Annotated in this window: 21 protein-coding genes and 3 pseudogenes; 11 read left to right on the top strand and 13 right to left on the bottom strand. The window is 73.4% G+C overall.

Annotated features, from left to right (window positions below):
- Nucleotides 1-129 precede the first annotated feature (129 nt).
- The 3 genes from O7604_RS00120 to O7604_RS00110 all read left to right on the top strand — a co-directional run bounded on the left by O7604_RS00120 (nt 130) and on the right by O7604_RS00110 (nt 2,904).
- Nucleotides 130-1,074 carry an FAD-dependent oxidoreductase gene (locus tag O7604_RS00120; protein WP_281578468.1) on the top strand — a complete coding sequence of 315 codons (945 nt, stop codon included), beginning with the start codon at nt 130-132 and terminating at the stop codon, nt 1,072-1,074.
- Between the two features lie 68 nt (nt 1,075-1,142).
- A complete protein-coding gene (locus O7604_RS00115) occupies nt 1,143-2,084 on the top strand; it encodes a PfkB family carbohydrate kinase (protein ID WP_281578467.1) in 942 nt (313 codons plus the stop codon).
- Nucleotides 2,074-2,904: a 5'/3'-nucleotidase SurE gene (locus tag O7604_RS00110; protein WP_281578466.1), complete on the top strand. Its 831-nt coding sequence runs from the start codon at nt 2,074-2,076 to the stop codon at nt 2,902-2,904. Before O7604_RS00115 ends, O7604_RS00110 begins: the two co-directional genes overlap by 11 nt.
- Nucleotides 2,905-2,956: 52 nt before the next feature.
- Here O7604_RS00110 and O7604_RS00105 read toward each other — a convergent pair whose 3' ends face one another.
- The gene (locus tag O7604_RS00105) at nt 2,957-3,184 is read right to left on the bottom strand and encodes a hypothetical protein (protein ID WP_269700829.1); all 228 of its coding nucleotides are present in this window, start codon (nt 3,182-3,184) and stop codon (nt 2,957-2,959) included.
- 68 nt (nt 3,185-3,252) lie between these two features.
- On the bottom strand, nt 3,253-4,080 hold the full coding sequence (locus O7604_RS00100; protein ID WP_281578465.1) for an alpha/beta fold hydrolase: 828 nt from the start codon (nt 4,078-4,080) through the stop codon (nt 3,253-3,255).
- Nucleotides 4,081-4,176: 96 nt separating this feature from the next.
- Here O7604_RS00100 and O7604_RS00095 point away from each other — a divergent pair, with 96 nt between their 5' ends.
- Nucleotides 4,177-5,211 carry a sigma-70 family RNA polymerase sigma factor gene (locus O7604_RS00095; RefSeq protein ID WP_281578464.1) on the top strand — a complete coding sequence of 345 codons (1,035 nt, stop codon included), beginning with the start codon at nt 4,177-4,179 and terminating at the stop codon, nt 5,209-5,211.
- Nucleotides 5,212-5,241: 30 nt separating this feature from the next.
- Here O7604_RS00095 and O7604_RS00090 read toward each other — a convergent pair.
- Nucleotides 5,242-5,448 (bottom strand): annotated as a pseudogene (locus tag O7604_RS00090) (hypothetical protein); the annotation flags it as partial.
- Nucleotides 5,449-5,727: 279 nt separating this feature from the next.
- On the opposite strand from O7604_RS00090, the gene O7604_RS00085 reads away from it, so the two are divergent.
- Complete coding sequence (locus tag O7604_RS00085) at nt 5,728-6,216, top strand: winged helix family transcriptional regulator (RefSeq protein ID WP_269700823.1); 489 nt, start codon at nt 5,728-5,730, stop codon at nt 6,214-6,216.
- Nucleotides 6,217-6,574: 358 nt separating this feature from the next.
- Here the strand turns inward: O7604_RS00085 and O7604_RS00080 are convergent, their stop codons facing one another.
- A complete protein-coding gene (locus O7604_RS00080) occupies nt 6,575-10,972 on the bottom strand; it encodes a S8 family serine peptidase (protein WP_281578463.1) in 4,398 nt (1,465 codons plus the stop codon).
- A gap of 257 nt (nt 10,973-11,229) precedes the next feature.
- Here O7604_RS00080 and O7604_RS00075 point away from each other — a divergent pair, with 257 nt between their 5' ends.
- On the top strand, nt 11,230-11,802 hold the full coding sequence (locus tag O7604_RS00075; protein WP_281578461.1) for a winged helix-turn-helix domain-containing protein: 573 nt from the start codon (nt 11,230-11,232) through the stop codon (nt 11,800-11,802).
- 248 nt (nt 11,803-12,050) lie between these two features.
- Nucleotides 12,051-15,281, top strand: a complete 3,231-nt coding sequence (locus tag O7604_RS00070) for an Ig-like domain-containing protein (RefSeq protein ID WP_281578460.1) — start codon at nt 12,051-12,053, stop codon at nt 15,279-15,281.
- Between the two features lie 67 nt (nt 15,282-15,348).
- On the opposite strand, the gene O7604_RS00065 is transcribed toward O7604_RS00070, so the two are convergent.
- The 3 genes from O7604_RS00065 to O7604_RS00055 all read right to left on the bottom strand — a co-directional run bounded on the left by O7604_RS00065 (nt 15,349) and on the right by O7604_RS00055 (nt 18,140).
- Nucleotides 15,349-16,395: a zinc-dependent alcohol dehydrogenase family protein gene (locus tag O7604_RS00065; RefSeq protein WP_281578459.1), complete on the bottom strand. Its 1,047-nt coding sequence runs from the start codon at nt 16,393-16,395 to the stop codon at nt 15,349-15,351.
- A gap of 501 nt (nt 16,396-16,896) precedes the next feature.
- Nucleotides 16,897-17,616, bottom strand: coding sequence for a hypothetical protein (locus tag O7604_RS00060; protein ID WP_281580019.1), 720 nt, complete (start codon nt 17,614-17,616; stop codon nt 16,897-16,899).
- A gap of 5 nt (nt 17,617-17,621) precedes the next feature.
- A complete protein-coding gene (locus O7604_RS00055; protein ID WP_281578458.1) occupies nt 17,622-18,140 on the bottom strand; it encodes a SigE family RNA polymerase sigma factor in 519 nt (172 codons plus the stop codon).
- A gap of 121 nt (nt 18,141-18,261) precedes the next feature.
- On the opposite strand from O7604_RS00055, the gene O7604_RS00050 reads away from it, so the two are divergent.
- On the top strand, nt 18,262-19,056 hold the full coding sequence (locus O7604_RS00050) for a DUF3152 domain-containing protein (RefSeq protein WP_281578457.1): 795 nt from the start codon (nt 18,262-18,264) through the stop codon (nt 19,054-19,056).
- 89 nt (nt 19,057-19,145) lie between these two features.
- Here O7604_RS00050 and O7604_RS00045 read toward each other — a convergent pair whose 3' ends face one another.
- From O7604_RS00045 to O7604_RS00035, 3 genes are read right to left on the bottom strand one after another with little or no spacing between them, the layout of a single operon-like run.
- Nucleotides 19,146-19,973, bottom strand: coding sequence for a DUF72 domain-containing protein (locus tag O7604_RS00045; protein WP_281580018.1), 828 nt, complete (start codon nt 19,971-19,973; stop codon nt 19,146-19,148).
- Nucleotides 19,974-20,002: 29 nt separating this feature from the next.
- The gene (locus O7604_RS00040; RefSeq protein ID WP_269700812.1) at nt 20,003-20,632 is read right to left on the bottom strand and encodes a hypothetical protein; all 630 of its coding nucleotides are present in this window, start codon (nt 20,630-20,632) and stop codon (nt 20,003-20,005) included.
- Entirely contained in the window at nt 20,629-20,967 is a 339-nt protein-coding gene (locus tag O7604_RS00035; protein WP_281578456.1) for a hypothetical protein, read from the bottom strand. Before O7604_RS00035 ends, O7604_RS00040 begins: the two co-directional genes overlap by 4 nt.
- Nucleotides 20,968-21,095: 128 nt before the next feature.
- On the opposite strand from O7604_RS00035, the gene O7604_RS00030 reads away from it, so the two are divergent.
- Nucleotides 21,096-21,521 (top strand): VOC family protein, encoded by a 426-nt coding sequence (locus O7604_RS00030; protein ID WP_281578455.1) that lies wholly within the window; start codon nt 21,096-21,098, stop codon nt 21,519-21,521.
- Nucleotides 21,522-21,555: 34 nt separating this feature from the next.
- Here O7604_RS00030 and prfH read toward each other — a convergent pair.
- Together prfH and O7604_RS00020 are read right to left on the bottom strand one after the other, a co-directional pair.
- A pseudogene (prfH, locus tag O7604_RS00025) lies at nt 21,556-22,160 on the bottom strand (peptide chain release factor H).
- Nucleotides 22,157-23,305 (bottom strand): RNA ligase RtcB family protein, encoded by a 1,149-nt coding sequence (locus tag O7604_RS00020; protein WP_281578454.1) that lies wholly within the window; start codon nt 23,303-23,305, stop codon nt 22,157-22,159. The pseudogene prfH and the gene O7604_RS00020 overlap by 4 nt, the downstream one beginning before the upstream one ends.
- A gap of 218 nt (nt 23,306-23,523) precedes the next feature.
- Here O7604_RS00020 and O7604_RS00015 point away from each other — a divergent pair, with 218 nt between their 5' ends.
- Together O7604_RS00015 and O7604_RS00010 are read left to right on the top strand one after the other, a co-directional pair.
- Nucleotides 23,524-24,282 carry a peptidylprolyl isomerase gene (locus O7604_RS00015; RefSeq protein WP_281578453.1) on the top strand — a complete coding sequence of 253 codons (759 nt, stop codon included), beginning with the start codon at nt 23,524-23,526 and terminating at the stop codon, nt 24,280-24,282.
- 70 nt (nt 24,283-24,352) lie between these two features.
- A complete protein-coding gene (locus O7604_RS00010; RefSeq protein ID WP_269700806.1) occupies nt 24,353-25,330 on the top strand; it encodes a DUF2804 domain-containing protein in 978 nt (325 codons plus the stop codon).
- Nucleotides 25,331-25,373: 43 nt separating this feature from the next.
- On the opposite strand, the pseudogene O7604_RS00005 reads toward O7604_RS00010, so the two are convergent.
- Nucleotides 25,374-25,901: pseudogene (locus O7604_RS00005) on the bottom strand (ricin-type beta-trefoil lectin domain protein); the annotation flags it as partial.
- Between the last annotated feature and the right edge of the window lies 1 nt (nt 25,902).

Genomic DNA, 25,902 nt, shown 5'->3' with positions numbered 1-25,902 from the left:
ACGCCACGAGCGTAACCGAGACGGACAAAGCGATTTGGTCCCGTACGCCGCCCGATCCGTCTTGAACACCAGCCGTCCGGGCGGCCACCATCGGCGGGAACACGCGGGTACTGGTGACGGGAGCGGATCATGACGAAGGCGGACGTGGTGGTGGTCGGCGGCGGGGTGATCGGGATGACGACAGCGCTCACGCTCCAGCGGCGCGGCGCACACGTCACCGTGCTGACCGCCCACGACCCGGCCGACACCGTGTCCACGGTGGCCGCCGCGGTCTGGTACCCCAGCCACACCGAGGAGGATCCCCGGGTGCTGCGCTGGGCGCGGGACACCCACGCCGAGCTGCGCCGCCAGGCGGCCGACGGCGTGCCGGGGGTGGTCGACCGGCCCACCCGGATGTGGCTGCGCCACCGCTACGCCGGGCCGCCCTGGTGGGCCGACGCCTGCGGCGACCTGGTGGCCGAGCCGGCGGAGCCGCCGTACACCGCGCTGCTGCGGTTCACCGCCCCGTCGGTGGAGATGACCCCGTACCTCACCTGGCTGCGGCAGCGCCTGGAGGCGGGCGGCGGCCGAATCGTCCGCCGTCCCCTGGGCGCGCTCGCCGAGGCGTACGAGGTCGCGCCGGTCGTGGTGAACGCGACCGGTCTGGCCGCCGGCCGCCTCGCCGCCGACCCGGCCGTGTACCCGGCGCGCGGGCACGTCCTGCTGGTGGCGAATCCGGGCCTGACCGTCTCAGTACGCGACGAGGACGACCCGGCCGGCATCACGTACGTGCACCCGCGCCACCACGACGTGGTGCTCGGCGGCACCTACGAGGGGCGGGTGTGGCACACCCGCCCCGACCCGCAGGAGGCGGCCGCGATCCGGCGCCGGTGCGTGGCGCTGGTGCCGCAGCTCGCGGACGCGCCGCTGGTCGGGGAGCGGATCGGGCTGCGCCCGGCCCGGCACGGCGGCCCCCGCGTCGAGGTGGACCCGGCGGACGGACGGCTGGTGCACGCGTACGGGCACGGCGGGGCGGGGGTGACGCTGTCCTGGGGCTGCGCCGCCGAGGTGGCGGATCTCGCCCTGGGCAGCTGACCGCCGCACCCGCACACCCGCACTGACCTGGGGGATTACCGGGGCCGGTCAGCGGGCACCACTGGTGGATGGACCAGAAGGTGATGGTGTTCGCCCCGGCCCCGCTGTTGACTGTGACGATCGAGCAGCAGGGCGACGTACCCGAGCTGCACCTGCACCCCGGCGGGCAGGGGGTGTGGCAGACCCGGATGATCGCCGCGCTCGGCGTACCGGTGACCCTGTGCGTGGGCCTCGGCGGCGAGGTCGGCGACGCGGTCCGCAAGCTGCTCGACGACGAGGACGTCACGGTACGGGTGGTCCGGCGGGAATCCGGCACCGGCTGGTACGTGCACGACAGGCGCGACGGCGAGCGGGCCGAGATCGCCGAGCACCCGGGCGCGCCGATGGTGCGGCACGACATCGACGAGCTGTACACGGTGACACTCACCGAAGGGCTGCGCGCCCCGGTCAGCGTGCTCAGCGGGCCGGCCGACCCGCAGGTGGTGGACCCGGACATCTACCGCCGGCTCGCCGCCGACCTGGGCGCCAACGGCGGCACGGTGGTGGCGGACCTGTCCGGGCCGTACCTGGAGGCCGTGCTCGACGGCGGGGTGAGCGTGCTGAAGGTCAGCCACGAGGAACTGCTCGACGACGGCCTCGCCAAGGACGACAGCGTCGAGGCGCTGCGCGACGCCGGCCGCCGCTGCCAGGAGCGCGGCGCACGGACGGTGCTGATCAGCCGCGCCGGGGAGCCGGCGCTGGCGCTGCCGGAGGACGGCGAGCCGCTGCTGGTGCACGCCCCGCCGCTGGAACTGGCCGACCACCGGGGCGCCGGCGACTCGATGACCGCCGGGGTGGCGGCGGTGCTGGCCCGGGGCGGCGACATGCGGGAGGCGCTGCACGTCGGCGCCGCCGCCGGAGCGCTCAACGTGACCCGGCACGGGCTGGGCACCGGCCGGGCCGAGGCGGTACGCGAACTGGCCGGCCGGGTGCGGCTGACCCCGCTGGACGGTGGCGACGATGACGGCTGACCGGCCGCCCCGGGTGCTGGTGACGAACGACGACGGCGTGCACGCCCCCGGCATCCGCGCGCTGGCCCGGGCCGCGTACGAGCGCGGGCTGGACGTGGTGGTCGCGGCGCCGGAGGCCGAGGCGAGCGGGATGAGCGCGGCGCTGTCCGCGGTGACCGAGGACGGGCGTCTGGTGTTCCGCGAGACCGAGCTGGACGGCCTGCCCGACGTGCCGGCGTACGCGGTGGCCGCCTCCCCGGCCTACATCGCGGTGCTGGCCGGGCTCGGGGTGTTCGGGCCGGTCCCGGATCTGCTGCTGTCCGGCATCAACCGGGGCGCGAACGCGGGCCACGCGGTCCTGCACTCCGGCACCGTCGGCGCGGCGCTGACCGCCGGGAACAACGGCATCCGCGCGCTCGCCGTGTCGCTCGACGTGCTCACCCCGGCGGCGGCGAGCGCCGGCAGTGGCGGCGCGGCGATCGCGGTGCTGGACAGCGTGGACGACGAGTCCCGCCACTGGTCGAGCGCCGCCGAGCTGGCCGCGACGCTGCTGCCGTGGCTGGCCGAGGCGGACCCGGGCACCGTGCTCAACCTCAACGTGCCCGACCTGCCGGCCGACCAGGTGGCCGGGCTGCGCCGGGCGACCCTGGCGCCGTTCGGCCAGGTGCAGGTTTCGATCGCCGAGCGGGGCGAGGGCTTCGTGCGGACGGCGGTCGAGGAGAACGCGGTCCGCGCGGTCCCCGGCACCGACATCGCCTGGCTGGCCGACGGGTACGCCGCCGTGACCGCGATCCGGGCGCTGGGCCACCTGCCCGACGTGGAGCTGCCGGTCGACGGCTGAGGACGGCTCCGCCCCGCCACCGTCGTACGGATGGCGGGACGGAACCGGTCGTTCACTCGCCGGCGGCGCGCCTGCGGTCGGCCTCGGCATCGGCGGCGCCCACCGGGGTGCCGTCGCTGTCCCGGTCGGCCCGGGACAGGTCCACGTCCGCGCCGGCCCGGGCGGCGTCCGCCGCCGCGTCGTCGGCGCCGACGACCTCACCGCCGCCGGTCTCCCCGTCGTCCGGGACCAACTGCCCGGCAGTGGCCAGCCCGATCGGTGCGTACCTGGGGTCGGTCATCTCGTCCTCCTCACCAGTGCTCCTGCGGAAAGCGGTACCCCGGGACGGGACGCGGCACACGCGTGGACTCAGCGGTCCCGGTCGAGGAAGTCCAGGGTGACCGCGGCGAACAGCGGCGACTGGTCGATGTCGTAGTGGGTCAGGCCGGGCAGGATCGCCAGCGCGTGCCCGCCCGCCGGGCGGCCCTCGCCCGTCCAGCCGCCGTCGCGGAGGCCGCCGTCGAGCAGCCCGAACACCTCGACGAAGTGGCTCGGCGGGGCCATGTCGGCGTCGGCGGCGACCACGAGTGTCGGCACCCGCAGGGCGCGTACCTGCTCGGTGAAGTCGAAGTCCTTCCGCATCGCCTCGCCGATCTTGTCGAGCAGCCGGGGGAAGTCCTCCGGACGCGGCGCGACCCGCTGGTACAGCTCGTACATCGGCGTGTCCTTCATGTACTCGGCCGCCGCGGCGTTCACCTGCCCCTGCTGCGCCAGCAGTTCCGGGTACACGGCGTCACGGCGGATGTGCGCGGACGCGGCGACCAGCCGGCCCACCTTCTCCGGGTGCCGGAAACCGGTGTGCAGGGCGACGCCGCCGCCGAGGGAGAAGCCGACCACGTCCGGGCGGTCCAGCCCGAGGTGGTCGATGAGCGCGGCGACGTCGTCGGCCATCAGCGCCATGTCGAGCGGCCGGTCCACGTCGGCGGTGCGGCCGTGGCCCTGGAGGTCCACCACGACGACCTGGTGCTTCGCGGCCAGCGTGGGCAGGATCGGCGCGAACATCTCACCCGAGGTAAGGCCGCCGTGCAGCAGGATCATCGGCCGCCCGGCACCGTGCGTCTCGTAGTACAGGTGGACGCCGTTGACGTCGGCGTACCGCCCCGGGGCGTGGGTCTCGTCGCGCTGCGCTGTGGTCATCGGTGCTCCTCGGACGTGGTGACCTGACGACAGTTGGACCGCGCGGGCCGGGCGTACTCATCGGCACGGGCTCGAACGTGCTCGCGATCACGCAGCATGTGGGCTAGTTTCAGCCAGGTGAGCGAGGTGGCGAGCGTCCCCGTCGAGGCGCAACTCGAGGCGTACCGGTCGGAGCTGACCGGCTACTGCTACCGGATGCTGGGTTCGGCCTTCGAGGCCGAGGACGCGGTGCAGGACACGTTCGTCCGGGCCTGGCGCAACTTCGACAAGTTCGAGGGGCGGTCCGCGCTGCGGACCTGGCTCTACCGGATCGCGACGAACGTCTGCCTCACCATGTCCACCAGCGCGCAGCGCCGGGTCCGGCCGATGGACCTCGGCCCGGCCGGCGTCGGCACCGCCACCCACCCCGGCGAGCCGCGCCCGGAGCAGATCTGGCTCGGTCCGGCGCCCGACGACCGGGTGCTGCCGGAGGTCGCCGACCCGGCCGAGGTGGTCGCCGGCCGGGAGTCGGTCCGGCTGGCGTTCGTCGCGGCGCTGCAGCACCTGCCGCCGAAGCAGCGCGCAGTGCTCATCCTGCGCGAGGTGCTGGCCTGGTCGGCGCAGGAGGTCGCCGAACTGCTCGACACGTCGGTGGCGAGCGTCAACAGCGCCCTGCAGCGGGCGCGGGCCACGCTCGCCTCCGCCGACACCGAGGCCGACGTGCGCCGGCCGCTCGACGCCGAGCAGCAGGCGCTGCTCGCGCGCTACGTGCGCGCCTTCGAGGCGTACGACCTGACGGCGCTCACCGCCCTGCTGCACGAGGACGCGACGCTGTCGATGCCGCCGCTGCCGCTGTGGCTGCACGGCCCCGAGCACATCGCGGCGTGGATGGCGGGCACCGGCAGCGGCTGCCGCGGCTCCCGCCTCGTACCGACCGCCGCCAACGGGATGCCCGCGTTCGGGCACTACCGGCGTGACCCCGACGGCTCAGGCCACGTGCCCTGGGCGTTGATCGTGCTCGGCGTCTCCGGCGACCGGATCACGTCGCTCAACAACTTCCTCGACGTCGACCGCCTGTTCCCGCTGTTCGGGCTGCCCGCCCGGCTGGAGGAGGGCGCCGGCCAGCCCGAGCAGGCCCGCGAGCTCGCGTAGGTCGTCGCCCGCGCCGCGTACCTCCAGCCGCCAGCCGAACCGCCGCGCGGTCAGGCGCATCCGCGCCAGCACCTCGACGGTGACCAGGTCGGGTGCGGTCACGGCGGACACGTCGCACACCACCACGCCCCCGTCGCGGCCACGCAGCGCCTCGGCCAGTTCGGCGCAGCGCGCCGCGATGTCCGCGCGGGTGGGCGTCCCGTCGGCCAGACAGAGCAGGTGGGTGATCACACGCATTGGACCGCCGTACCTCCCGGCTCTCATCGGTACGCGCGTGGCGAAACCGGCCCGGCGCAGGTTGCCTCGAACACCTTGTTGCAGGCAGTTACATCGACGTTAACTGCTATACCAATCATCGGTGCCCGGCTATATGATCCCGGTAGTTCACCCCGAAGCCTCACGAAACCGCAGCTCCCGCACCCCTCGGGTCGAACTCCGCAAGCCAGGTGCCTCCGCAACGTCGTGCCTGGCGGCCGCCCGGCGTTGTGGTTCGGCCTGCCGGAAAGGTGGGAACGGATGACAGGGCTCCCGTCCTTGGTCATCGGCATCGCGTCCTCGTCGGCCGAGCGCCGGCAGCTCGCCCAACTGCTCGGCGGCACCGAGTCGTTCCTGATCGTCTCCAGCGCCCACCAGGCCCGTCGCTTCCTCGACCTGGTACGTCGGCCCGCGCTCACCCCGCCGCCCGCGGTCGTGGACGTCGAGACACCGGCCGAGCCGCCCGGGCGTGATCTGGCCGTCGACTCCGACCGGCGGGTGCTGCGCTGGCGGGAGCGGGAGATCGGGTTGACGCCGCTGGAGCACGACCTGCTGGTCTGCCTCGCCGGCACGCCCGGCCAGGTGTGGACGTACGCCCGGCTGCACCGCACCGTGTGGGGCAACGACCATCTCGGACGGCGCTCGGACATGCACTCGGTGGTCCGCCGCCTCCGCCGCAAGCTGGGCCGCCTCGACGCTTCCGCCACGATCCACGCCGTCCGAGGCGTAGGCTTCCGCCTCACTCCCTGACCGCGCCCCCGCCCGCCCCGCCCCACCCCGGTCCGGTCCGGTCCGGTCCGGTCCGGCGATCTTGAACTTTTGGCCCCGGGGGTGTCCCTTTGGCGCACTTTGCCAGGGCCGCATGTGCAAGATCCGCCGCCGGTGGGGGCGCGGGTGTGTGCCGGAGATCCTCGTGCGGCTGGTTGCCGCGACGAGCCTCCCGTCAGGCGAGACGCGCGTTCCGCGTGGTGGGATTGGCGGAGATCTTGGTAGGAAAGTGCCCCTATGGGGCCGTTTGGTACCAAGATCTCGCCGGGCTCGCAGATCAACAGAAGTGGGACGGCCCGCTCGGTGTGTGCCGGGCGGGCCGTCCTCGTCGGTGCTGAGGTCAGCAGCGGGTGGGGGAGAGGGTGAAGTCCTCCACCGTGGGCGTACTGCTGTTGATCTTCGTCTGGCGCGTCTGGGGCTTCCAGCCGTCCTTCGCGACGATCAGGGTCAGCGGGTTGTTGCGCCGGTCCATCCAGTAGGCGTACCGGCCCTGGGCGTCGGTGGTGAAGGTGTACGAGTTCGCCCAGGAGTCGACCTGCACTGTCACGCCCGCCAGCGGCGCGGTGGTGCCCTGGCAGCTCGTGCCGGAGACCGTGCCGGACAGCTTGCCCCAGGTGGTCGGCGGCTGCGCGATCATGGTCACCGCCACCGGCTCGACGGTGTACGGAGTGTCCTCCTTGATCGCCACCGACGCGGAGTACGTGCCCGGCTGGTCGACGTTCGCCGTCATCGTGACGGTGACGGTGACCTTCTCACCCGGCGCCAGCGTGACCTTCGACTTGTCGACGGTCAGCCAGCTCACGTCGGCCGCGGCCTCCGAGCACTCGCCGAAGCCGGGCAGGACCTCACTGTCCTTGGTGGCCGTGAAGCTGCCCGACGAACCGCCGATCTTGTAGAACCCGCAGGCCGCGCCACCCCGGTAGCGGGCGGTGTTGGCGTTGGGCAGGTTGGCCCACGAGTTGGTCGCCGGGTCGAACGCGAAGCCGGCGTTGGTGATGGCGCCGCCCTGCGACCCGCCGACGACCAGGAGCTTGCCATTGGCCACCGCGTACGAGGAGGCCCAGCTGTCGGCCGGCGCGTCCGGGATGGCGGTCCAGGCGTTCGCGCCCGGGTCGAAGGCATACCCGACCTTCTGCGACGTGGTTCCGTCGTTGCCGCCGGTGCAGTAGACGATGCCGTCGATCCCGCCGCAGGACAGGAACGCCACCGACTTCGGGTACGCCGGCAACGTCTCCCAGGCGTCGGCGCCCGGGTCGTACCGGACCACCGAGTTGGCCATCGGCGTGCAGCTCGCGGTGGTGCAGCCGCCGATCGCGTACAGCTTGCCGCCCGCGACCGCCTGGCCGGCTGCCGAGCGCGGCGCCGGGTTGTCGGCCTTGCGGGTCCAGGTGTTCGCCGCCGGGTCGTACGAGAAGGTGGCGGCGTCCGGACCGGCGGCGCCCCAGCCGCCGGTGGCGATGATCTTGCCGTCGACCACCCCGACGGTCATGGCGTTGCGCGCGCCGGGCAGGTCGGCGATCCCGGTCCACGTCTGGGCGATCGGGTCGTACCGGTAGTTCTTGGCGCTCGACGCGGTGCCGTCGCCACCGGCGATGGAGTAGACGGAGCCGTCGACGGTGACGACCCGGTTGTCCATCACGTTCGCCGGGTAGCCCGGGATGGTGGTCCACGGGTCCGCCTGGGGTGCGGCGGCAGCGATCGCGTTCGACGACTTGCCCGACGAGCGGGCCGCGAACGAGGTGGCGGCGGTCAGCCGCTGCAGCGGCGCGCCGGTGGAGCCGAGCACCTGCTGCTGGGACAACTGGGAACCGTCGGCCCGCTGCAGCACGAACCCGCCGTCGCGCTCACTGAACTCGGCGGTGACCGGGGCCCCGCCGGTGTTGGTGACGGTGAAGGTCTTGCTGACCTTCCCGCTGGGCATCCGGACCGTGCCGGTGATCGAGGTCGGCTTCACCGACAGCCGGCCGGCGGCGAGCTGGAAGTTGGCCGCGGTGGCCCAGTCCTCCTCGACCGTCACCTGCTTGGTCTGGCTCACGTAGTTGCCGGCGCTGGCGGTGAACGGGTGCGTCCCGGTCAGCGACGAGAACATCCAGTAGAAGCCGTCGGGCAGCTCGGTGTCGTCCGGCGTGGCCACTGTGGTGGCCTTCTCCGCCGGGCGGTCCTTGCTGGTCACCGTGGCGCCGTTGACGTAGCCGTTGTCGTTCTTGTCGCGGACGTGGCCGAGCACCAGGCCGCCGTTCACCGGCTTGCAGACGAGCTTGCTGCCGATGAGCACGTTGTCGACCTGCCACCACCATTCCCAGCTCGCCTCGTAGTAGTGGAAGCGCACCCGCACCTGCGACTGGCCGGCCGCCTGCGGGATCGGCACCTCGGTCACCCGCGGGCCGCGTACGTCGGCCGCCTGCCGCAGCACGTTGCTCCACGTGGTGCCGCCGTCCAGGCTCAGGTCGACGTCCGCCCGGTCGCTGTTGAGCCAGTTGTAGTCCTGGTTGAACCGGATCACCGGCGCGGTGACGCCGGTCAGGTCGACCACCGGGCTGACCAGCGACGTGTCCTGCCGCCCGCCGCTGCCGTAGTTGTCGCTGTCGATGATGGCGAAGTTACCGCTGCCGCCGGTCAGGTTGCCGCGCTCACCGGCGTCGGTGAACTCCCAGACCTGGCCGGTGCCGGCGTTGTCCACCACGGTCCAGCCGTCCGGCACGCCCGTGCCGTCGAACGTCTCGTACTCGCCGTCGGAGCTGGTCGTGTAGCCGGGGGCGGTGGTGCACGCCTCCGGGTTCGCCTGCACCGCGATGTTGGCGACGGCGTTGCCCGTGCCGACGGTGATCTCCTTGGTGGTGGTCAGGTAGCCGGCGTACTGCGGTTCGACAGTGAGCCGGTAGGTGGCCCCGGACGGCAGCGACAGGCTGTAGCGGCCGGTCGCCGGCGTGGTGTAGTCGGAGATCGGCGTGCCCTCGACGCTCACCTTCGCGTACAGCGGCCAGCCGTGCCCGGGCCCGTCGGTGACCTGCCCGCTGACCGTCACGCTCGCCACCGCGGTGAGCGCCACGTCGAGCGTGGTCGTCGTGTTCGCGGTGATCGTCGCCGACAGCGTGCGGGTCGCGTACCCGAACGCCGAGACGACCACCTGGTAGTCGCCGGCCGGCAGGAGCGACGAGTACGTCCCGTCCGCGCCGGTGGTCAGCGTGCGGTCCGCCGCGCCGGACACGGTGACGGTGGCCCCGGCGATGCCCGCGCCGGTGGCGGCGTCGCTGACCTTGCCGGCCAGCGTGCCGTTGTCGCCGATCGGGGCGGCGGCGAGCAGCGCGAGCGCGTCCAGGCGGCCCTCGCCGTAGACGTTGTTGTCGTCGGTGGTGCCGCCGCACTGGGTGTCACCCTTGTCGATGGCCGCGTCGTCGAGCAGCGCGCGGGTCGCCGTGACGTCCCCGACCAGGGTGGGCGCCGCCGACCAGAGCAGCGCGATCGCGCCGGCCAGGTGCGGCGCCGCCATCGAGGTGCCGCTGATGCTGGCGTACGAGTCGGTCGGCACGCTGGAGCGCACGTTCACACCCGGCGCCGAGATGTTCGGCTTGATCTCACCGTTCTGCCCGGTGCCCCGGGACGAGAAGCTGGCGATGTTGTTGTTGACGTCGTACGCGCCGGCCGAGTAGTTGCTGGCCAGGCTGCCCGGCGAGCCGCTGGTCTGGCAGGACGGGCCGTTGTTGCCGTTGGACCAGACGCCGAAGATGCCGGACGCGGTCCAGGCGTCGGTGATGTCCTCCATGAACGGCTCGTTCGACGGCGTCCTGGTGCCCCACGAGTTGTTGATGATGTTCGGCCGCTTGCTGACGTCCGGGTTCTGCCCGTTGAGGTCGGTGGGCTCCAGCATCCACTGCCCGGAGGAGACCAGCGCGTCGTCGGACGGGCAGCACCCGTTCGCGGCGATCCACTTGACCTCGGGGGCGACACCGATCTGGTTGGCCCCGTCGGCACCGGCCATGGTGCCCATGGTGTGCGTGCCGTGGCCGTCGGAGTCGCACGGCGCGGTGGCGCACTCGCCGGCGGCGTCGTACCAGTTGTAGTCGTGGTCGAAGGTGCCGTCACCGTTGTTGCCCCGGTACGAGTTCACCAGCGCCGGGTGGTCGAACTGGACGCCGCTGTCGATGCTCGCCACGGTGATCCCGGCGCCCTTGACGCCGTACTGGGACCACACGTCGTCGGCGTTGATGTTGGCGATGCCCCACTCCAGGGCGTTCGCCGACTTCTCGTCGGTGCCGGGGGTGGTCTCCGGCAGCTTGTACTCCACCGGCGCGTACAGGCCGTCCACCTCGGAGTGGGCGGCGAAGTTCTGCGCCATGGTCAGCGAGCCGTCGGTGACCTTGATGGCGTTCGTCGCCCAGAAGGTCTGGTACTTCGTACCCGAGCGGTCCAGTTCGGCGCGGATCTTCGACTGGCTGTCGGCGGCGGTCTTCTTCAGCGCCGCCGCGACGGCGGCACCGCGCTCGTTCCAGTCCTTGATCGCGGCGGCCTTGCTCAGGTCCGCCTTGGCGCCGAAGTGGATCCAGAAGTCACCCTCGCTCTTGCCCTGGAGCTGGCGGGTGAGTTCGGGACGGATCTTGTCGTCGGCCGACGCGCCCGCGCCGGTCTCGGCCTGTGCCGCCGTGCCGGTCACGGCCAGCGTGGTGGCGGCGAGCACCAGGGCCGCGCCCGCGCTCACCAGCCGCCGGGCCGGGCCCCATCTGTGTGGACGTCTCAGCATCGGTGCTGCCTCCTGTTCCGATGACCCGCTGATGATCGAGCCATGGCAGAAGGGCCAGGAGACGAACTCCCGACTGCGACACCGGTGTGAAAAGAACCCCCCAGGCCCCCTAGGCGCCGTGCGGGTCTGCGCCGGACGCCTGAGTGGACACTATGATCGACAGTAAGGAACGATCAATGACCGTACGTGAGCAACATGTCACCAACAGGCCCCCGGATCGGACGGCCTGTTGACAGTTTTAGTCACGGTGGGGCGCGGTGACGACTGACGGCACGAACGCGGCGGACTCCGGCACCGACCCGTCGGAGCGCCCCTTCTCGCTCGTCATCGGGGTGACGTCGTCGCCGGCCGAGCGGCTGCGGCTGACCGAGTTGCTGGACGGCGTCGCGCCCCTTCTGATGGTCGCCGATCTCGACGAGCTGCGCGAGTTGATCATGACCGGCGCGCCCGCCCCGGCCCCCGCGCTGGCGCCGGCCGTCGCGCCGGTCCGGCCCGTACCCCGGGACAAGCCCGCGCCGGACGGCGCGCTGGTGATCGACGCGGCCCGGTCCACCGCCCGGTGGGGCAACCGCGAGACCGCCCTGACCCGGCTGGAGCGCGACCTGCTGACCTGCCTCACCGCCGAGCCGGTACGGGTGTGGAGCTACGCCGACCTGCACCACGCGGTCTGGCACGACGCGCCGACGCACGGCCGGGCCGACGTGCAGTCCCTGGTGAAGCGGCTGCGCCGAAAGCTCGACGAGCTGGGCACCGGCGTCACCATCGCGGCGGTACGCGGCGTCGGCCTGCGGCTGACCGACCACCGCCACCCCCGGGTGCGGGGCGACTGACCCCGGGTCCGCTGTGGACGATCGGCGTCGCGTGCCGACGCCGCGCACGGCCGGACGGTGACAGCGGGTGACCCGATCGGTGGAGGCGTCCTACCGGTGTGGCCGGAATTGATGGCGACCGGTCGATTACCGGTGCGGCACGTATCGCGAGAGGTCTTTGCCTCCTACGGTGGCGTCCGGCACGCGGACGGAGGGGAATCGGGAATCACCCGAGGGGGCCGTCCCGGCGGACAGGGAGAGTTGTCTCGATGCGAGTTTGGCTTCGCGCGGTGGCGGTCGTCGCCGCCGGCGCGGTCGTGGTGGCGGGAGTGCCGGCGCTCGCCGCCACCGTCACCGTGCGGGACGCCGGCGTGGCCGGCCGTACCGGCGCCCAGGCGACGGGGAGCAACGCCGCGCTCGGCGCCGCGCGTACCACCGCGACCCGTGCGCTGGTCACCCCCGGGGACACCCGGCTGATGCCGACCACGCCCCGCACCGACACGCCGCGGATCACCAACGGCGAGATCACCGACATCGAGGTGATCGGCAACCGCGTCTTCATCGCCGGCACGTTCACGTCGATCGCGAACGTCGGCGGGTCCGCGATCACGCAGCGGTCCCTGGCGTCGTACAACCTGGACACCGGCAAGGTGGACACCGGGTTCAAGCCGGTCATCGACGGCGCGGTCGCCGCGGTGGAGGCGTCGCCGGACGGCTCGTCGCTCTACATCGCCGGCGCGTTCAACACGATCAACGGGGTCACCAAGCGCAAGATCGCCCGGCTGAACCCGACCACCGGCGCGCCGATCGCCGCGTTCACCGCCACCGCCAACGCGCGGGCCACCGCGCTCGCGGTCAGCGGCAACGCCGTCTACGTCGGCGGCCAGTTCGCCACCGTCAACGGGGTCAGCCGCAGCGGCCTGGCCGCGCTCAACCCCACCACCGGCGCCGTCGACACCGGCTTCAACCTGCCGCTGACCGGCGGCATCGGCGTCGGCGGCATGCTCACCGTGCAGCAGCTCAAGCTCACCCACGACCGCAGCAAGCTGCTGGTCGTGCACACCGGCCGCCAGATCGCCGGCCAGGACCGCTACGGCGTGGCGCTCATCGGTACGGCCAGCAAGGCGCTGCTGCCCTGGCGTACCCGGCTGTGGGAGGACAACCTCTCCTTCGTCGGCGGCATCCAGCGGGTCTTCGCCGGTGACATCGCCCCGGACGACTCGTACTTCGTGGTCACCAGCGGCTCCGGCGGTGACCGTCCGCCGATCAACGACACCGCCATCGCGTACTCGCTGACCGGAAACGACCACGTCGAGCCGCTCTGGATCTCCCGGCACTTCGACAGCATCTACTCGGTGGCGATCACCGACACCGCCGTCTACGTCGGCGGTCACTTCAGCTGGCAGGAGTCGCCCACGTCGAACGTGCCGTGGCCCGGCCTGGACAACGTCGGCTACGGCACCGGCCAGGGACTCAGCGGCTACGGCCTCGGCGACCAGGTGGTCCGCCGCGACCACCTCGGCGCGCTGGACCCGCTCACCGGCACCGCCCTGGAGTGGAACCCCGGCTCCAACTCGTACGAGGGCGAGAAGGCGATGCTCGCCACCTCGCGCGGCCTGCTCGTCGGCGGTGACGGCAACGTCAAGGGCGGCAAGACGACCGGCCGGGTGGCCTTCTTCGACCTCTCCAAGGAGCCCGCACCGGCGGCGCTGGACACCACGATCACCACGCCGATCGAGGGCGCGGTGAAGCCGGCGGGCGAGTCGTTCACCATCAGCGGTCAGGCGCTCGCCCCGGCCGGAGTGGCCCGGGTCCAGCTGGAGATCCAGGACCGCAACAGCGGCAAGTACCTCCAGGCCGACTTGACCACCTGGGGCGCGTTCAAGGCGATCAACACGACGGTCGCCGCGCCGAACGCCACCTCCACCACGTGGAGCCTGCCGGTGACGCTGCCGGCCGGGGTCTACCAGTTGCAGGCCAAGACGTTCGACCGCAACGGCGCCGGCGACACCACCAAGGCGGTCAAGAAGATCGAAGCGTTCCGCTTCGACGACCTGCCGCCGACGACCCGGATCAGCTCGCCGGCGGCCGGCCTGGTCGCCACGCAGACGTTCGTGGCCTCCGGCACCGCCACCGACGACAAGGGCGTCAACTCGCTGATCTACTCGTTCCGCACGCCGGACAACAGGTACCTGCAGGACGACGGCACCGTCGCCGCGGTCTACAACACCTTCCGCGGCGAGCCGGACGTGATCGGCGCGACGTCCGCCACCTGGCAGTACGAGGTCACGCTGCCGATCGAGGGGCAGTGGAAGATGACCGCCACCGCCGTCGACACGACCGGGCAGAGCGACCTGCGCGGCGACACCCGCGACTGGACCGTCTCCGCCAACGGCGTACCGCCGACCGTGGCGATCACCTCGCCGGTGGCGATGACCCCGCCGGGCAACCCGGCGCCGCTCACCGTCGCGCCCGGCGGCACGATCACGTTCGCCGGTACGGCGCGCGACGACGACGCCCTGAAGTCGGTCGAGATCTATCTGCGCAACAACACCACCCGCGAGGCGCTCGCCAGCGACGGTACGTGGGGCGCCGACTCGGTCGCCGGCTACCACCGGATTTCGCCGACCAACCTCGACGCCGCGACGTTCGACTGGTCGTTCACCACGGTGCCGCTCACCCCGGGCGTCTACGACTTCCGGGTACGGGCGACCGACAAGCTCGGCCTGACCACGTCCAGCACCAACATGGGCCGGCTCACCGTCACCGCCCAGGTGCCGGGCGACGCCTTCCCCAACGGGCTGCTCAGCTTCACCGGCACCAACCAGGACATCGACCAGCTGCACCTGGACCTGGCCGGCACCGCGACCGACGACAAGGGCGTCCGGGAGGTCCGGATCGCGCTGCGCGACCTGGACACCGGCCGGTACGTGCAGCCCAACGGCACCATGGCCGCCGCGTTCGCCACCGTCGACGCGACGCTCGCCTCGCCCGGCGCGACCAGCACCGGGTTCACGCTCTCGATCGACCTGCCCACCCGGGGCACCTACAGCGTCGAGGCGTGGGCCGTGGACACCTCGGGTCAGCAGGACAACTCGACCAGCGGCGCGACCGCCCGTTACCTGGTCTACCCGGGTGACACCGACCCGACGCTGGAGCCGAGCATCACTCCGGTCGAGGGCCAGGCGTACACCGGCGGCCGGATCGTGATCACCGGCCGGGCCGTGGACGACGGCGGCATGCAGAAGGTCGAGGTGCAGATCGGCAACAGCGCCGGGCAGGGCATGAACTCCGCCGGCACGTTCGGCCGGGCGGGCGCGCCGAGCAACTGGCCGTGGATCGCCACGTTCCTCACCAGCCCGGGCTCGCCGGGATCGAACTTCGCGTACACGTCGCCGGTGATCCCGGCCGGCACGTACACGGTGACGATCCGCGGCATGGACAACCGGGGGCAGTACCAGCAGCCGCCCCGTACCGTCACGGTGACCGTCACCGACTGACGATCACGCGGCCTCGCGGGCCGGTCCGCGCCGGGTCTCCCGGCGCCGGGCCGGCCCGTGCCCGTTCTCAGGGCTCGATCAGGCACATCCCGGCGACTGCCGGCCGGTCCATGGTGGCCAGCGCATCGGGCGCGGCGGCCAGGTCGACGGTGCGGGTGACCAGTTCGCCCGGGCGCAGCACCCCGGCGGTGACCAGCCGCAGCATCTCCGGGTACGCGTGCGCCGCCATGCCGTGGCTGCCGCGCAGCTCCAGCTCGTACGCGATCACCAGGTCCATCGGCAGCACCGGGCGGCCCTGCGCGGCGGGCAGCAGCCCGACCTGCACGTGCCGGCCGCGCCGGCGCAGGCCCTCGATCGACGCCACGCAGGTGGCGTGACTGCCCAGCGCGTCGAGGGAGAGGTGGGCACCTCCGCCGGTGGCCTCCCGGATCGTGGCTGCCACCTCGCCGGGACCGCCGAGCGCGCTCGCGTCCAGGCAGACGGTGGCGCCGCTGCGGCGGGCCAGCTCCAGCGCGGCGGGGGAGACGTCCACGGCCACCACCCGCGCGCCGCTCGCCGCCGCGACCATGACCGCGGACAGGCCGACACCGCCGCAGCCGTGCACTGCGACCCACTCGCCCGCCGCCACCCGGCCCTGCGCGACGACAGCCCGGAACGCGGTGGCGAACCGGCAGCCGAGCGCGGCGGCGGCCGCCTCGTCCAGCTCGTCCGGCAGCCGGACCAGGTTCACGTCGGCGTGCCGTACCGCGACCAGCTCGGCGAACGAGCCCCATCCGGTGAAGCCCGGCTGGGTCTGCCGCTCGCAGACCTGCTGGTCGCCGGCCAGGCAGGACGGGCACCGCCCGCACGCGCAGACGAACGGCGCGGTCACCCGGTCGCCGGGCCGCCAGCCGCGGACGTCCGCGCCGGCCGCCACGACGACACCGGCGAACTCGTGCCCCGGTACGTGGGGCAGGCGGATGTCCGGGTCGTGCCCCTGCCAGCCGTGCCAGTCGCTGCGGCACAGGCCGGTCGCACCGACCCGGACGACCACCCCGTCGGGCGCCGGCGTCGGATCGTCCACGTCGCGAATCTCCGGCCGCACCCCGAACCGCTCAAACACCACAGCACGCATGCCCCCGATCCTCACACCCCCACCCCGCGTCTCCTTCCACCCCCCACCCGCCCGCTCCCCGCTCCCCGCTCCCCGCTCCCCGCTCCCGCGATCTTGCACTTGCGGCCCTGTCGATGTCCTGAATGCCCCATCTGACCGGGCAGAAAGTGCAAGATCACCGACGAGGGCCAGTGCCCGCCTCGCCTGCCCGTGCCGGGCGCGTCCAGGTCTCCCATGCCTTGAGAGCCGTGGTCCGTATCCCGGGAGCAGCGTAGATCTTGGTACGAAAGTGCCCTCATTGGGGCCGTTTCGTAGCAAGATCTGCTGGCGGCTCGGGCCGTCGGGACGGGGGAGGGTGCGCGGGGCGGCTCGGGCGGCGAATCACGGAGTCTGGGGCGGGCTCGGCTCTCACGCCACGCCCTCCTGACCCCGGTGATCAAGGAATTTGTGTCCTCACCGGGGCGGTGTCAGTCCGCAAATTCCTTGATCACCGGGGGCGGGGGAGGGGAGGGAGAGGGTGGGCTACAGGCGGCGGCCCTTGGAGTCCTGGGCGGTGATGCCGTCCAGCGGGGTTCCCGGGGTGAGGGTTTCCGGGTCGAACCAGAAGATCACCACTTGGGGGTCCTCGCTCCAGCGGGCCAGCTTCGCGTCGACCTGCCGGCCGTCGACTGTCCCGACGATGCGGGCGGCCGGGCCGACGAAGTAGCCGAACGTGGGGACGGACGTGTCGGTGGGCACTCGCTGCTGGTCGTACCCGATCTCGTGGAACCCCGCCCGGCGGTCGCTGCCGGACACGTCGTTGACCAGGAAGTCGGAGGTCAGGCGGCCGTCCGGCGCGCGCCGCCCGGCGACCAGGCCGATCGTCACGCGCGGCAGTTCCGGCACGTCCACCGGGACCACGAAGAACACGCGCTCGTCGGCGCCGTACCGGATGCCGCTTCCCACGACGGTCCCGAGCGGTTGCGGCGGCGCCTCGGTCGGGGCCGGCGAGGCGGTCGGCGAGGGCGGGGGAGTGGCGGCGGACGCGGTGGCGACCGGCTCCCCGGCCGGGAGGTCCGGCGGGCCGGGCCGCGACGCCACGGCGGTGACCCCGACCGCCACCGCGACGGTCGCCACCGCCGCCGCGACCCCGGTGCCGATCCGCCGGCGGCGGCGCAGCCGGCGTCCCCGGCGCATGATGTCCGCGATGTCCAGGCCGTCGGCCCGCTCGGTCACCCGCATCACGCGGCGCAGCTCGTCCATCTCGGTCACCGGCACGTCTCCTGCGGTCGCGGTGCGGACAGACCGGCGGTACGCAGCTTCTCCAGCGCCCGCGACGAGGTGCTCTTGACGGTGCCGACCGACACGTCGAGTTCGTGGGCCACCTGAGCCTCCGGTAGGTCGAAGTAGTGCCGTAGCACGACGACGGCGCGTTCGCGCGCGGTGAGCGTGCCGAGCGCGGTGACCAGCCACCGCCGCGTCGCCACCTCCTCGGCCATGTCGCCGCCGTGGCGCTCCGGCAGGTCGTCGCTCGGGTACTCGCGGATCGGCCGCCGCCAGGTGTCGACGAGGTGGTTCACCAGCACCGAGCGGGCGTAGCCGTACGGGTCGCCGTTGCGGATCCGGGACCAGGACGCGTACGTGCGCACGAGCGCGGTCTGGGCGGCGTCCTCGGCGTGGTGGTGGTTGCCGGTCATGAGGAACGCGGCGTGCGTCAGCCGCGCGGAGGACGCCCGCGCGAACTCGACGAACTCCGCGTCACCCCGGGCCATGGCCGTCCTCTGCACCTCTCACCCCGGTAGGGACGTGCGGGACGCGGAAAAGGTTGAGTCCCCGCCGGACCAACTTTCGCGACGGATCACCCGTCCTCATCCCCGTGCCCCCGACCGGGCACCGAGGGGAGACGAGATGACCAGGACCGTGGACCGGACACGCGGCGGCGCGGCGGTGATCGCGCTGGCGGTGGCGCTGGCCGGCTGCACACCGGCGGTGGCCGACCAGCCCGCTGTCGCGCTGTCCGAGCCGGCCGGGCCGTCCGCTGCCGCGCCGGCCGCGTCGGCGGCGGCGCCCGTCCGGCCCCGGCCGGCGCGGATCGGCTATCCCGCCGAGGGTGGCAACCGGTGGCGGTTCGCCGCCGCCGAGCCGGCCATCACAGGGGGTACGGGCCGGCTGCTGCGCTACCGCGTGGCGGTGGAGCGCGACATCACGGGTCTGCCGGCGGCCGACTTTGGGGCGCAGGTCACCGGCATCCTCGCCGGCCCGGGTGGCTGGACGACCGACGGGCGGATCGCCCTGCGTCGCGTCGGAGCCCGTGAGCCCGCCGACTTCACCGTCTATCTCGCGACCCCCGGTACGCGCGACGACCTGTGCGGGGACGGCCTGGACCGGTACACGTCCTGCCGTAACGGGGGCCGGGTGGTGGTGAACGTGGCCCGCTGGGTGCTCGGCGCGCCCGCGTACGGCAGCGACCTCGCCGCGTACCGCCGTTACGTGGTCAACCACGAGGTCGGCCATCGCCTGGGTCACGGGCACGAGCGCTGCCCGGGGCGGGGGCGTCCGGCGCCGGTGATGCAGCAGCAGACGCTCGGCCTGCACGGCTGCACCCCGAACCCGCTGCCGTTCCTGCGCGGCGAGCGGTACACGGGCCCCTCCGGCGTGTACGACGACCGCCTGCCCCCGCCCGAGGGCGGCCGGCCGGGCTGAGGTCCGGCGCGGGTCCGCGGGGCCGGGCTGCGCGGGCCGTCCGTCCGGGCGCGCGTGTGCCCGGCCGCGTCGGCGATCCCATCCGGCGCTCAGAACAGCGTGGCCGGGCCGACCGGCTCCGGTTCCGGCAGCGGCGCGAGCCCGGGCACCCGCTCGCGGACCTGGTCGTGGAAGCGGCGGGCCAGCTCGGGCGCGTCCGCGTTGTCCGGCGTGTGCACGAACACGGTCGGCGAGCGGCCCTCCCGCAGCCAGCCGGTGACCACGTCGAGCCACGGCTGCCAGCCCTCGACGGTGCGGGCCGGGTCGTCCCGGCCGAGGTAGCGCACGACGGGCCGGTCGGTCAGCGCCCGGGTACGCAGCGGCAGGCGCGGTTTGCGCGTCCACGCCTCCCGCTCCGCGTCGCTGGTCGGCGGCGTCCGGAAGAACGCTGTGGTGTCGAACGGGATCCATTCGGCGCCGGCCCGGTGCAGCGTCGCCTCCAGCGCGCGTACCGCACCGGCCTCGGTGAAGAAGGCCGGGTGGCGGACCTCGACGGCGTACCTGTGGGTGGCGGGCAGCGTGCGCAGGAACCGGTCGAGGTCGGGCACGTCGTCGGGGCCGAACGAGCCGGGCAACTGGATCCAGAGCGCGTCCGCCCGGGGGCCGAGCGGCTCCATGGCGTGCAGGAACGCCCGCAGCTCCGCCTCGCCGCCGGTGAGCCGGCGCTCGTGCGTGACCACCTTCGGCAGCTTCGGCAGGAAGCGGAAGCCCGGATCGGTCTGCTCGGCCCAGGACGCCACCGTCCGGCGGGCCGGGGTGGCGTAGAACGTGGTGTTGCCCTCCACAGCGTCGCACCACGCGGCGTACGCGCGCAGCCGCTCGTGCGCGGGCAGCGGATGCGGCAGGAAGCGGCCGGACCAGGACTTGTGCGTCCACATGGCACAGCCCACGTGCAGGCGCATCCCGGTCACCGGTAGGGCCAGCTCGTCGAGCCGCCGCGCAGCGCCGCCTCCCGGTTCCACTTCCGGGTGAAGTACAGCGCGAGGCAGCCGAACCCGGCGAACACCGGCGCGAGCAGCATGAGCAGCAGGCCGGCGCCGAGCCGGAAACGGTCGCTCTGCAGGCCCTTCGCCGACGTCAGGGTGAACGCCTCCACGCCGTCACCGGTGCAGCTCACGAAGTCGGTTTCCATCCAGGTGATGCCCTCGGTGGCCAGCACCGGAGTGAACAACCGCGGGTCACCGCGGTCGGTCATCACCGACGCTGTCCCCTCGGGCCGGGCCCCGGTCAGCTCCCTGCTGCGCTGCTCGCCGCTGGTGTAGACGCGGCTCTTCGCGGTGCACCGGACGGTGGCGGGGTCCACGTCGGCCGGCGACGCGAGGATGAGGATGTTGCCGGGGCGTACGCCGGTGTCCCGCACCTTGATCTCGGCGCCGGGTGCGAACTCGGCGGCGGCGGAGAAGGTCGACGCGGCCGCGAACGGACCCGTCTGGGTCAGCAACGCGAGGCCGAGGAACCCGGCCAGCAGGAACCCACCGCCGCCGACGAAGATCCACATGGCGACCACGGCGCGGAAGCGCTGCACGAGCGGGCTCACCGGACGCGGTCCATGTCACAGGCGCCCTCGGTGACCTGCCCGGGGTCGGCGGAGTACACGCTGCGCTTGGCGTCCGGCACAGACAGCTGCACGCAGAGCGCCGACGCGTCGTTGTTGGTGACGAACGTGACGACGCCGATGCCGTCGTAGTCCCCGACCGACAGGTCGCTCACGCCCCGGGGGAACTGCCCGGTCTCCTGCTTGACGGACACGGCCTCGCTCATGGCGTCGCGGAGGTAGGTCTCGGGATCGGTCCCGGCGTCCCCGCCGCAGGCGGTGAGGGCGAGCGTCAGTGTCGCCAGCGCCGTCACCGGACCGGTCCTTCTCCGTCGCATCCGTCCTCCTCGCGCAGTACGTCGGCGGGCCGGGCCGCCCGTCCGCCGCGCCCACGGTAGCCGGGACGGTCACGGACCGCGGATTGGGCCGCGACCGGCGGGGCAAGAGGAGGCCGGAGGTGGTGACGATGACCGACGGACCGGGTCTGCGGCTGTGCCAGGTGGTGCTGGACTGCACCGACGCGCGCGCCCTGGCCGAGTTCTACCGCGTGCTGCTCGGCCTGGTCTACCGGTCCGGTGACGAGCCCCCGGCGGCCGGAGAACCGGACGAGCATGGCCGGGACTGGCTGGTGCTGAGGACCGCGGAAGGCGTGCCGCAACTGGCCTTCCAGCAGGTCGACCGGCTGCCGGAGGCGACCTGGCCGGAAGGGGAGGTGCCGCAGCAGCTGCACCTCGACCTGACCGTGCCGTCGGTGGCCGAGCTGGAACGGCAGCACGAGCGGGTGCTCGCGCTCGGCGGGCGGCTGGTGCGGGACCGGTCCGACGACCCGGACGAGCCGTTACGGGTGTACGCCGACCCCGCCGGTCACCCGTTCTGCGTCTTCGTCGCCTGAGGCAGGGCGGGCACGGGTCCCGGCCCGGCCTGCCCTACGGCCGCTCCACCCGTACCGGGTCGCCGCGCACGAGGTCGTCGTGGATCCGCCAGCGGGCGTCGACGCCCGCGCGCCGGGCCGCCTCGTCGTCGGCGCGATCCGCTGCCGCAGCAGCTCGACCGCGATACGGCGGTTGAGATGCAGGTGCCGTTCGGTGTCGACCACCACGGTCCGGCCGGACGGGCGGTGCGTGGCCCGGACGGCGGTGCTCGCCTTGTTGCGGTGTTGGCCGCCGGGCCCACCCGTGCGGCAGGGCACGAACTCCACGTCCGCCTCGTGGAACGGCGTGACCACCACCTCGGTCCGGCAGGTCCGCGCGGTGACGTACCAGTTCTTCCGGCCGTGACCCGTCCGGTACGGGCTGGGCGCCTGCCAGCAGAGCGTGCCGGTCCACCCGGCCGCGAACGCCTCCGCCCCGGCGCCGTTGATCCGGACCAGCACCGACCGGTACGTGCCGGCCCGGTCGCCGGTCACCGTCTCGACCCGCTCGGTACGCAGACCTCGCCGGGCCGCCTCGCCCTCCAGACGGGACAGCAGCCGGGCCAGCGCCCACGCGCACTCGGCGGGTCCGCGCCCGGCGGACAGCAGCAGCTCGGTCACCGGCGGCCCTTCCGGCGCTCGTCGCGGCGACCCGCGTCCGGCGTCTTGTAGGTGACAAGCGGAACCGTGGTGGTGACCGGCGTGGCGAGGTCGTGCGCCACCAGGTCGCCGATCACCTGCTCGATGCGCTTGTACGCGGTGGGCGCCTCCTCGAACAGCAGCTGCCGGTCGCCGCACACCACGATCGAGCCGACCGGCGTACGCCGCAGTTCCTCGACCGTGTGCTTGGCCCGGCCCCGGCGCAGCGCGTCGGCGCGGGACATCTTGCGCCCGGCGCCGTGCGCCACCGAGTAGCCGGCGTCCGGCCCGGCGTGCGCGGCCACCAGGTAGGAGGGCGTGCCACGGGTGCCGGCGATCAGCACGTCCCGTCCGTCGCCCGGCGCCGCGCCCTTGCGGTGCAGGTAGTGCCCGTCGCGGATCTCGACCAGGTTGTGGCACTGGTCGACGACCGGTTCGGTGGGTTCGGCGCCGAGCGCGTACGCGACCCGCGCGGCCAGCAGCCGACGGTTGAGCGAACCCCAGCGCACCGCCGCGTCGTGCCGGGCCAGGTAGGCGTCCGGGTCGGGCGCGGGACCGGCGCCATGCGCCTCGGTGTGCTCGCGCAGGATCCGCTCGCCCAGCCCACGCGAGCCGGAGTGCACCACGAGGACCAGGTCACCGGCGTCCAGCCCGAGCCGAGCGGCGTGCTCCGCCGCGAGGATCGGCCCGACGCGGGCCAGCTCGACGAAGTGGTTGCCGCGCCCCACGGTGCCGAGCCCGTCGAGGTGACCGGCCGGGATCTCGCCGTCCAGCACCGACCAGGCCGGGTCGTCGTCGTCCGGGTCGAGCGCCCGGTCCAGGTCGGGGAACCGGGCGGCGAGCCGTTCCGGTACGACCCGGCGCAGCGCGATCGGGAAGACCGCGATGCCGCATCCGATGTCGGAGCCGACGAGGAACGGGTAGAGCACCGTCGAGGACATGGCGGCGCCGATCGGCGCGCCCTTGCCGGGGTGCAGGTCGGGCATGGCGGCGACGTGCGCCATGCCGTCGAGGGCGGCGACCTGACGGCACTGGTCGAGCGCGGCGGACTCGATCCAGCTGCCGGGGGAGGAGAAGACGGAGACGGTGGCGGGCACGACGGCCCGCCCGGAGGGGTACGCGGACACAGACGCTCGATTCTGCGGAAAGAGAAGCGGGAACGGCAGGCGGCGAGGAGGGGCCTGCGGGCTGGGTGCGATCCGTCAGAACGTCATGCCGATCACCTTCTCGGAAGCGGCGCGGGCCGGCAACCGACTTTCGACCCGCCGAGCGCCCGCGTCGACATCGGATGACCTGATCCATAGACTCCGGTCGTTCTGGTACCACGAGTCCAGGGAGGACCACCGTGTCGAGCGAAACCCGAACGCACGCCGCCTTACCCCTGCTGGCCCGCCTCGCCGGGGTGAGCGTGGCCGCCGCGACGATCGTCGCCGCCGCCGGTGTCGCCGCGACCGCGGCGCCGCCCGCCGACCCCGCGCCCACCAAGGGGCCGTGCGCGTACACGCCGACGCCGGACGAGCCGGCCGCCCGGCCGGTGTCGCTGCCGCCGGACCCGCGCCGTACGCCGGACCGGGGCACCGTGCGGGTCACGCTGCGCACCAACCAGGGGCCGATCGGGCTGACGCTGGACCGCGAGCAGGCGCCGTGCACCGTGCAGAGCTTCCTGCACCTGGTCCGCAAGCGCTTCTACGACCGGACGCCCTGCCACCGGCTCACCGCGTACCCGACGCTGACCGTGCTGCAGTGCGGCGACCCGTCCGGCACCGGCTCGGGCGGTCCTGGTTACCGGTACCGCGACGAGCTGCCCACCGACCTGCCGCCCGCGCCGACCGACCCGACCGGTGTACGCCGCCTGTACGCGCGCGGCACCCTGGCCATGGCCAACGCCGGCCCGGACACCAACGGCAGCCAGTTCTTCCTGGTCCAGGCCGACTCGGCGCTGCGCCCCAACTACACGGTGTTCGGCCAGGTCGACGCGGCCGGGCTGGCCACGCTGGACCGGATCTCGGCCGGCGGCATCGCGCCCACCCCGGAGGATCCGGCGCCGGTCGACGGCGCCCCGGCGGTGCCGGTGGAGATCTGCCGCGCCAAGCAGGGCCGCTGACGTAACGGCCCGGCGGGACGGCTGCCGAGGCCGCCCGCCGGGCCCGCGTCGCCGCCGGTAGCCTGCGGCGATGACGCATGAGCGGGAGATCACCGAGCCGGTCGACCTGTGCCGGCCGGACGGGCGGCTGAACCCGGACGCGGTCGGCTGGAGCCGCCGGCCGCTGCACCGGGCGAACCTGCGCGGCTGGGGCCGGGCCAAGCGGTGGGAGCACTGGGGTGTGGTCACACCGACGCACATCCTCGGCCTGGTCGTGTCGTCGCTCGACTACGCCGGGGTGCAGAGCCTCTACCTGCTCGACCGGAGCACCGGCCGGGAGACGACTGCGGAGGCGGTGGTGCCGCTCGCCCGGGGTACCGTGCTGCCGCCGGTCAGCGGCGCCGGTCCGGTCCGGGCCCGGGGCGGGAAGCTGACCGTCGCGGTGGACCAGGGCCCGGACGGCAGCACCGTGCGGGCGACCGCGCCGGGCGTCGAGGTGGACCTGACCGTGCCGCTGCCGGCGGGGCACGAGTCGCTCGGCGTGGTGGTGCCGTGGAGTACCCGACGGTTCCAGTACACGGTCAAGGACATCGGCCGGCCGGTGCACGGCACGATCACCGTGGACGGCACGGCGTACCCGGTGGGGGAGGGGTCGTACGCGGCGCTCGACCACGGCCGGGGCAAGTGGCGGTACGCGGTGCGGTGGAACTGGGCGGCCGGCAGCGGGCCGGGCCGGTCGATCCAGCTCGGCGGCAAGTGGACCGACGGCACCGGCTCGACCGAGAACGCGGTCTTCGTCGACGGGCGGCTGCACAAGATCGGCGCCGATCTGACCTGGGAGTACGACACCGCCGACTGGCTGCGGCCGTGGCGGATCACCGGCGACCGGGTGGACGTGACGTTCCACCCGTTCCACGAGCGGGTGGCGCGTACCAACCTGCTCGTGCTGGCCGGCGAGACGCACCAGTGCTTCGGGCACTTCACCGGCTGGGCGGCGACCGACGACGGCGAGCGCGTGGATCTGGACGGCCTGGTCGGCTGGGCCGAGGAGGCCCGCAACCGCTGGTGAGGCCGGTCCCCGCCGGGCCGGGCCGCCCGGCGGGGACGCCCGCTCAGGCCGGCAGCCGCCAGACCTGGTTCGCGCCGCCGAAGCAGTCCCAGATCTGCAGCCGGGTGCCGTTGGCGGAGCTGTTGCCGGTGGCGTCCAGGCAGCGGCCCGACGCCGGGTTGCGCAGCGTGCCGTTGCTCTGGGCCGCCCAGACCTGGGCCCCGGTGCCGTTGCAGTCCCAGAGCTGGATCGTGGTGCCGTTCGCGGTGCCGGCGCTCGTCACGTCCAGGCACTTGCCCAGAGCGCGCAGCGTGCCGTCACCGGCGACGGTCCAGCTCTGCGCGGCGGTGCCGTTGCAGCCGTACAGCTGGATCGCGGTGCCGTTCGCGGTGCTCGCGGCCGCGACGTCCACGCAGGCGCCGCCGATGCCGGTGATCGGCCCGGTACGCCCGGACGGCGGCGGGTTGCCGCCGCCGGTGAGGGTGTCGTAGATCGCGCTGACCAGTGAGGTCGAACCGGTGGTGTCCTGCGACAGCTCCCAGTTCATCATCCCGCCGGCGTTCGCCATGGCCCACTGGGTCTTGCGCTTCACC

This window comes from Micromonospora sp. WMMA1947 (assembly GCF_027497355.1).
Classification (GTDB): Bacteria; Actinomycetota; Actinomycetes; order Mycobacteriales; family Micromonosporaceae; genus Micromonospora.
Note: the sequence above shows the minus strand (reverse complement) of the source record. Positions and strands in the feature narration are given on the sequence as shown.

Bases quoted from the DNA above. Each gene is read 5' to 3' on its own strand.
- O7604_RS00120 (WP_281578468.1), top strand. From the start codon at position 130: ATGACGAAGGCGGACGTGGTGGTGGTCGGCGGCGGGGTGATCGGGATG.
- O7604_RS00115 (WP_281578467.1), top strand. From the start codon at position 1,143: ATGGACCAGAAGGTGATGGTGTTCGCCCCGGCCCCGCTGTTGACTGTG.
- O7604_RS00110 (WP_281578466.1), top strand. From the start codon at position 2,074: ATGACGGCTGACCGGCCGCCCCGGGTGCTGGTGACGAACGACGACGGC.
- O7604_RS00105 (WP_269700829.1), bottom strand. From the start codon at position 3,184: ATGACCGACCCCAGGTACGCACCGATCGGGCTGGCCACTGCCGGGCAG.
- O7604_RS00100 (WP_281578465.1), bottom strand. From the start codon at position 4,080: ATGACCACAGCGCAGCGCGACGAGACCCACGCCCCGGGGCGGTACGCC.
- O7604_RS00095 (WP_281578464.1), top strand. From the start codon at position 4,177: ATGTGGGCTAGTTTCAGCCAGGTGAGCGAGGTGGCGAGCGTCCCCGTC.
- O7604_RS00085 (WP_269700823.1), top strand. From the start codon at position 5,728: ATGACAGGGCTCCCGTCCTTGGTCATCGGCATCGCGTCCTCGTCGGCC.
- O7604_RS00080 (WP_281578463.1), bottom strand. From the start codon at position 10,972: ATGCTGAGACGTCCACACAGATGGGGCCCGGCCCGGCGGCTGGTGAGC.
- O7604_RS00070 (WP_281578460.1), top strand. From the start codon at position 12,051: ATGCGAGTTTGGCTTCGCGCGGTGGCGGTCGTCGCCGCCGGCGCGGTC.
- O7604_RS00065 (WP_281578459.1), bottom strand. From the start codon at position 16,395: ATGCGTGCTGTGGTGTTTGAGCGGTTCGGGGTGCGGCCGGAGATTCGC.
- O7604_RS00060 (WP_281580019.1), bottom strand. From the start codon at position 17,616: ATGGACGAGCTGCGCCGCGTGATGCGGGTGACCGAGCGGGCCGACGGC.
- O7604_RS00050 (WP_281578457.1), top strand. From the start codon at position 18,262: ATGACCAGGACCGTGGACCGGACACGCGGCGGCGCGGCGGTGATCGCG.
- O7604_RS00045 (WP_281580018.1), bottom strand. From the start codon at position 19,973: ATGTGGACGCACAAGTCCTGGTCCGGCCGCTTCCTGCCGCATCCGCTG.
- O7604_RS00035 (WP_281578456.1), bottom strand. From the start codon at position 20,967: ATGCGACGGAGAAGGACCGGTCCGGTGACGGCGCTGGCGACACTGACG.
- O7604_RS00030 (WP_281578455.1), top strand. From the start codon at position 21,096: ATGACCGACGGACCGGGTCTGCGGCTGTGCCAGGTGGTGCTGGACTGC.
- O7604_RS00010 (WP_269700806.1), top strand. From the start codon at position 24,353: ATGACGCATGAGCGGGAGATCACCGAGCCGGTCGACCTGTGCCGGCCG.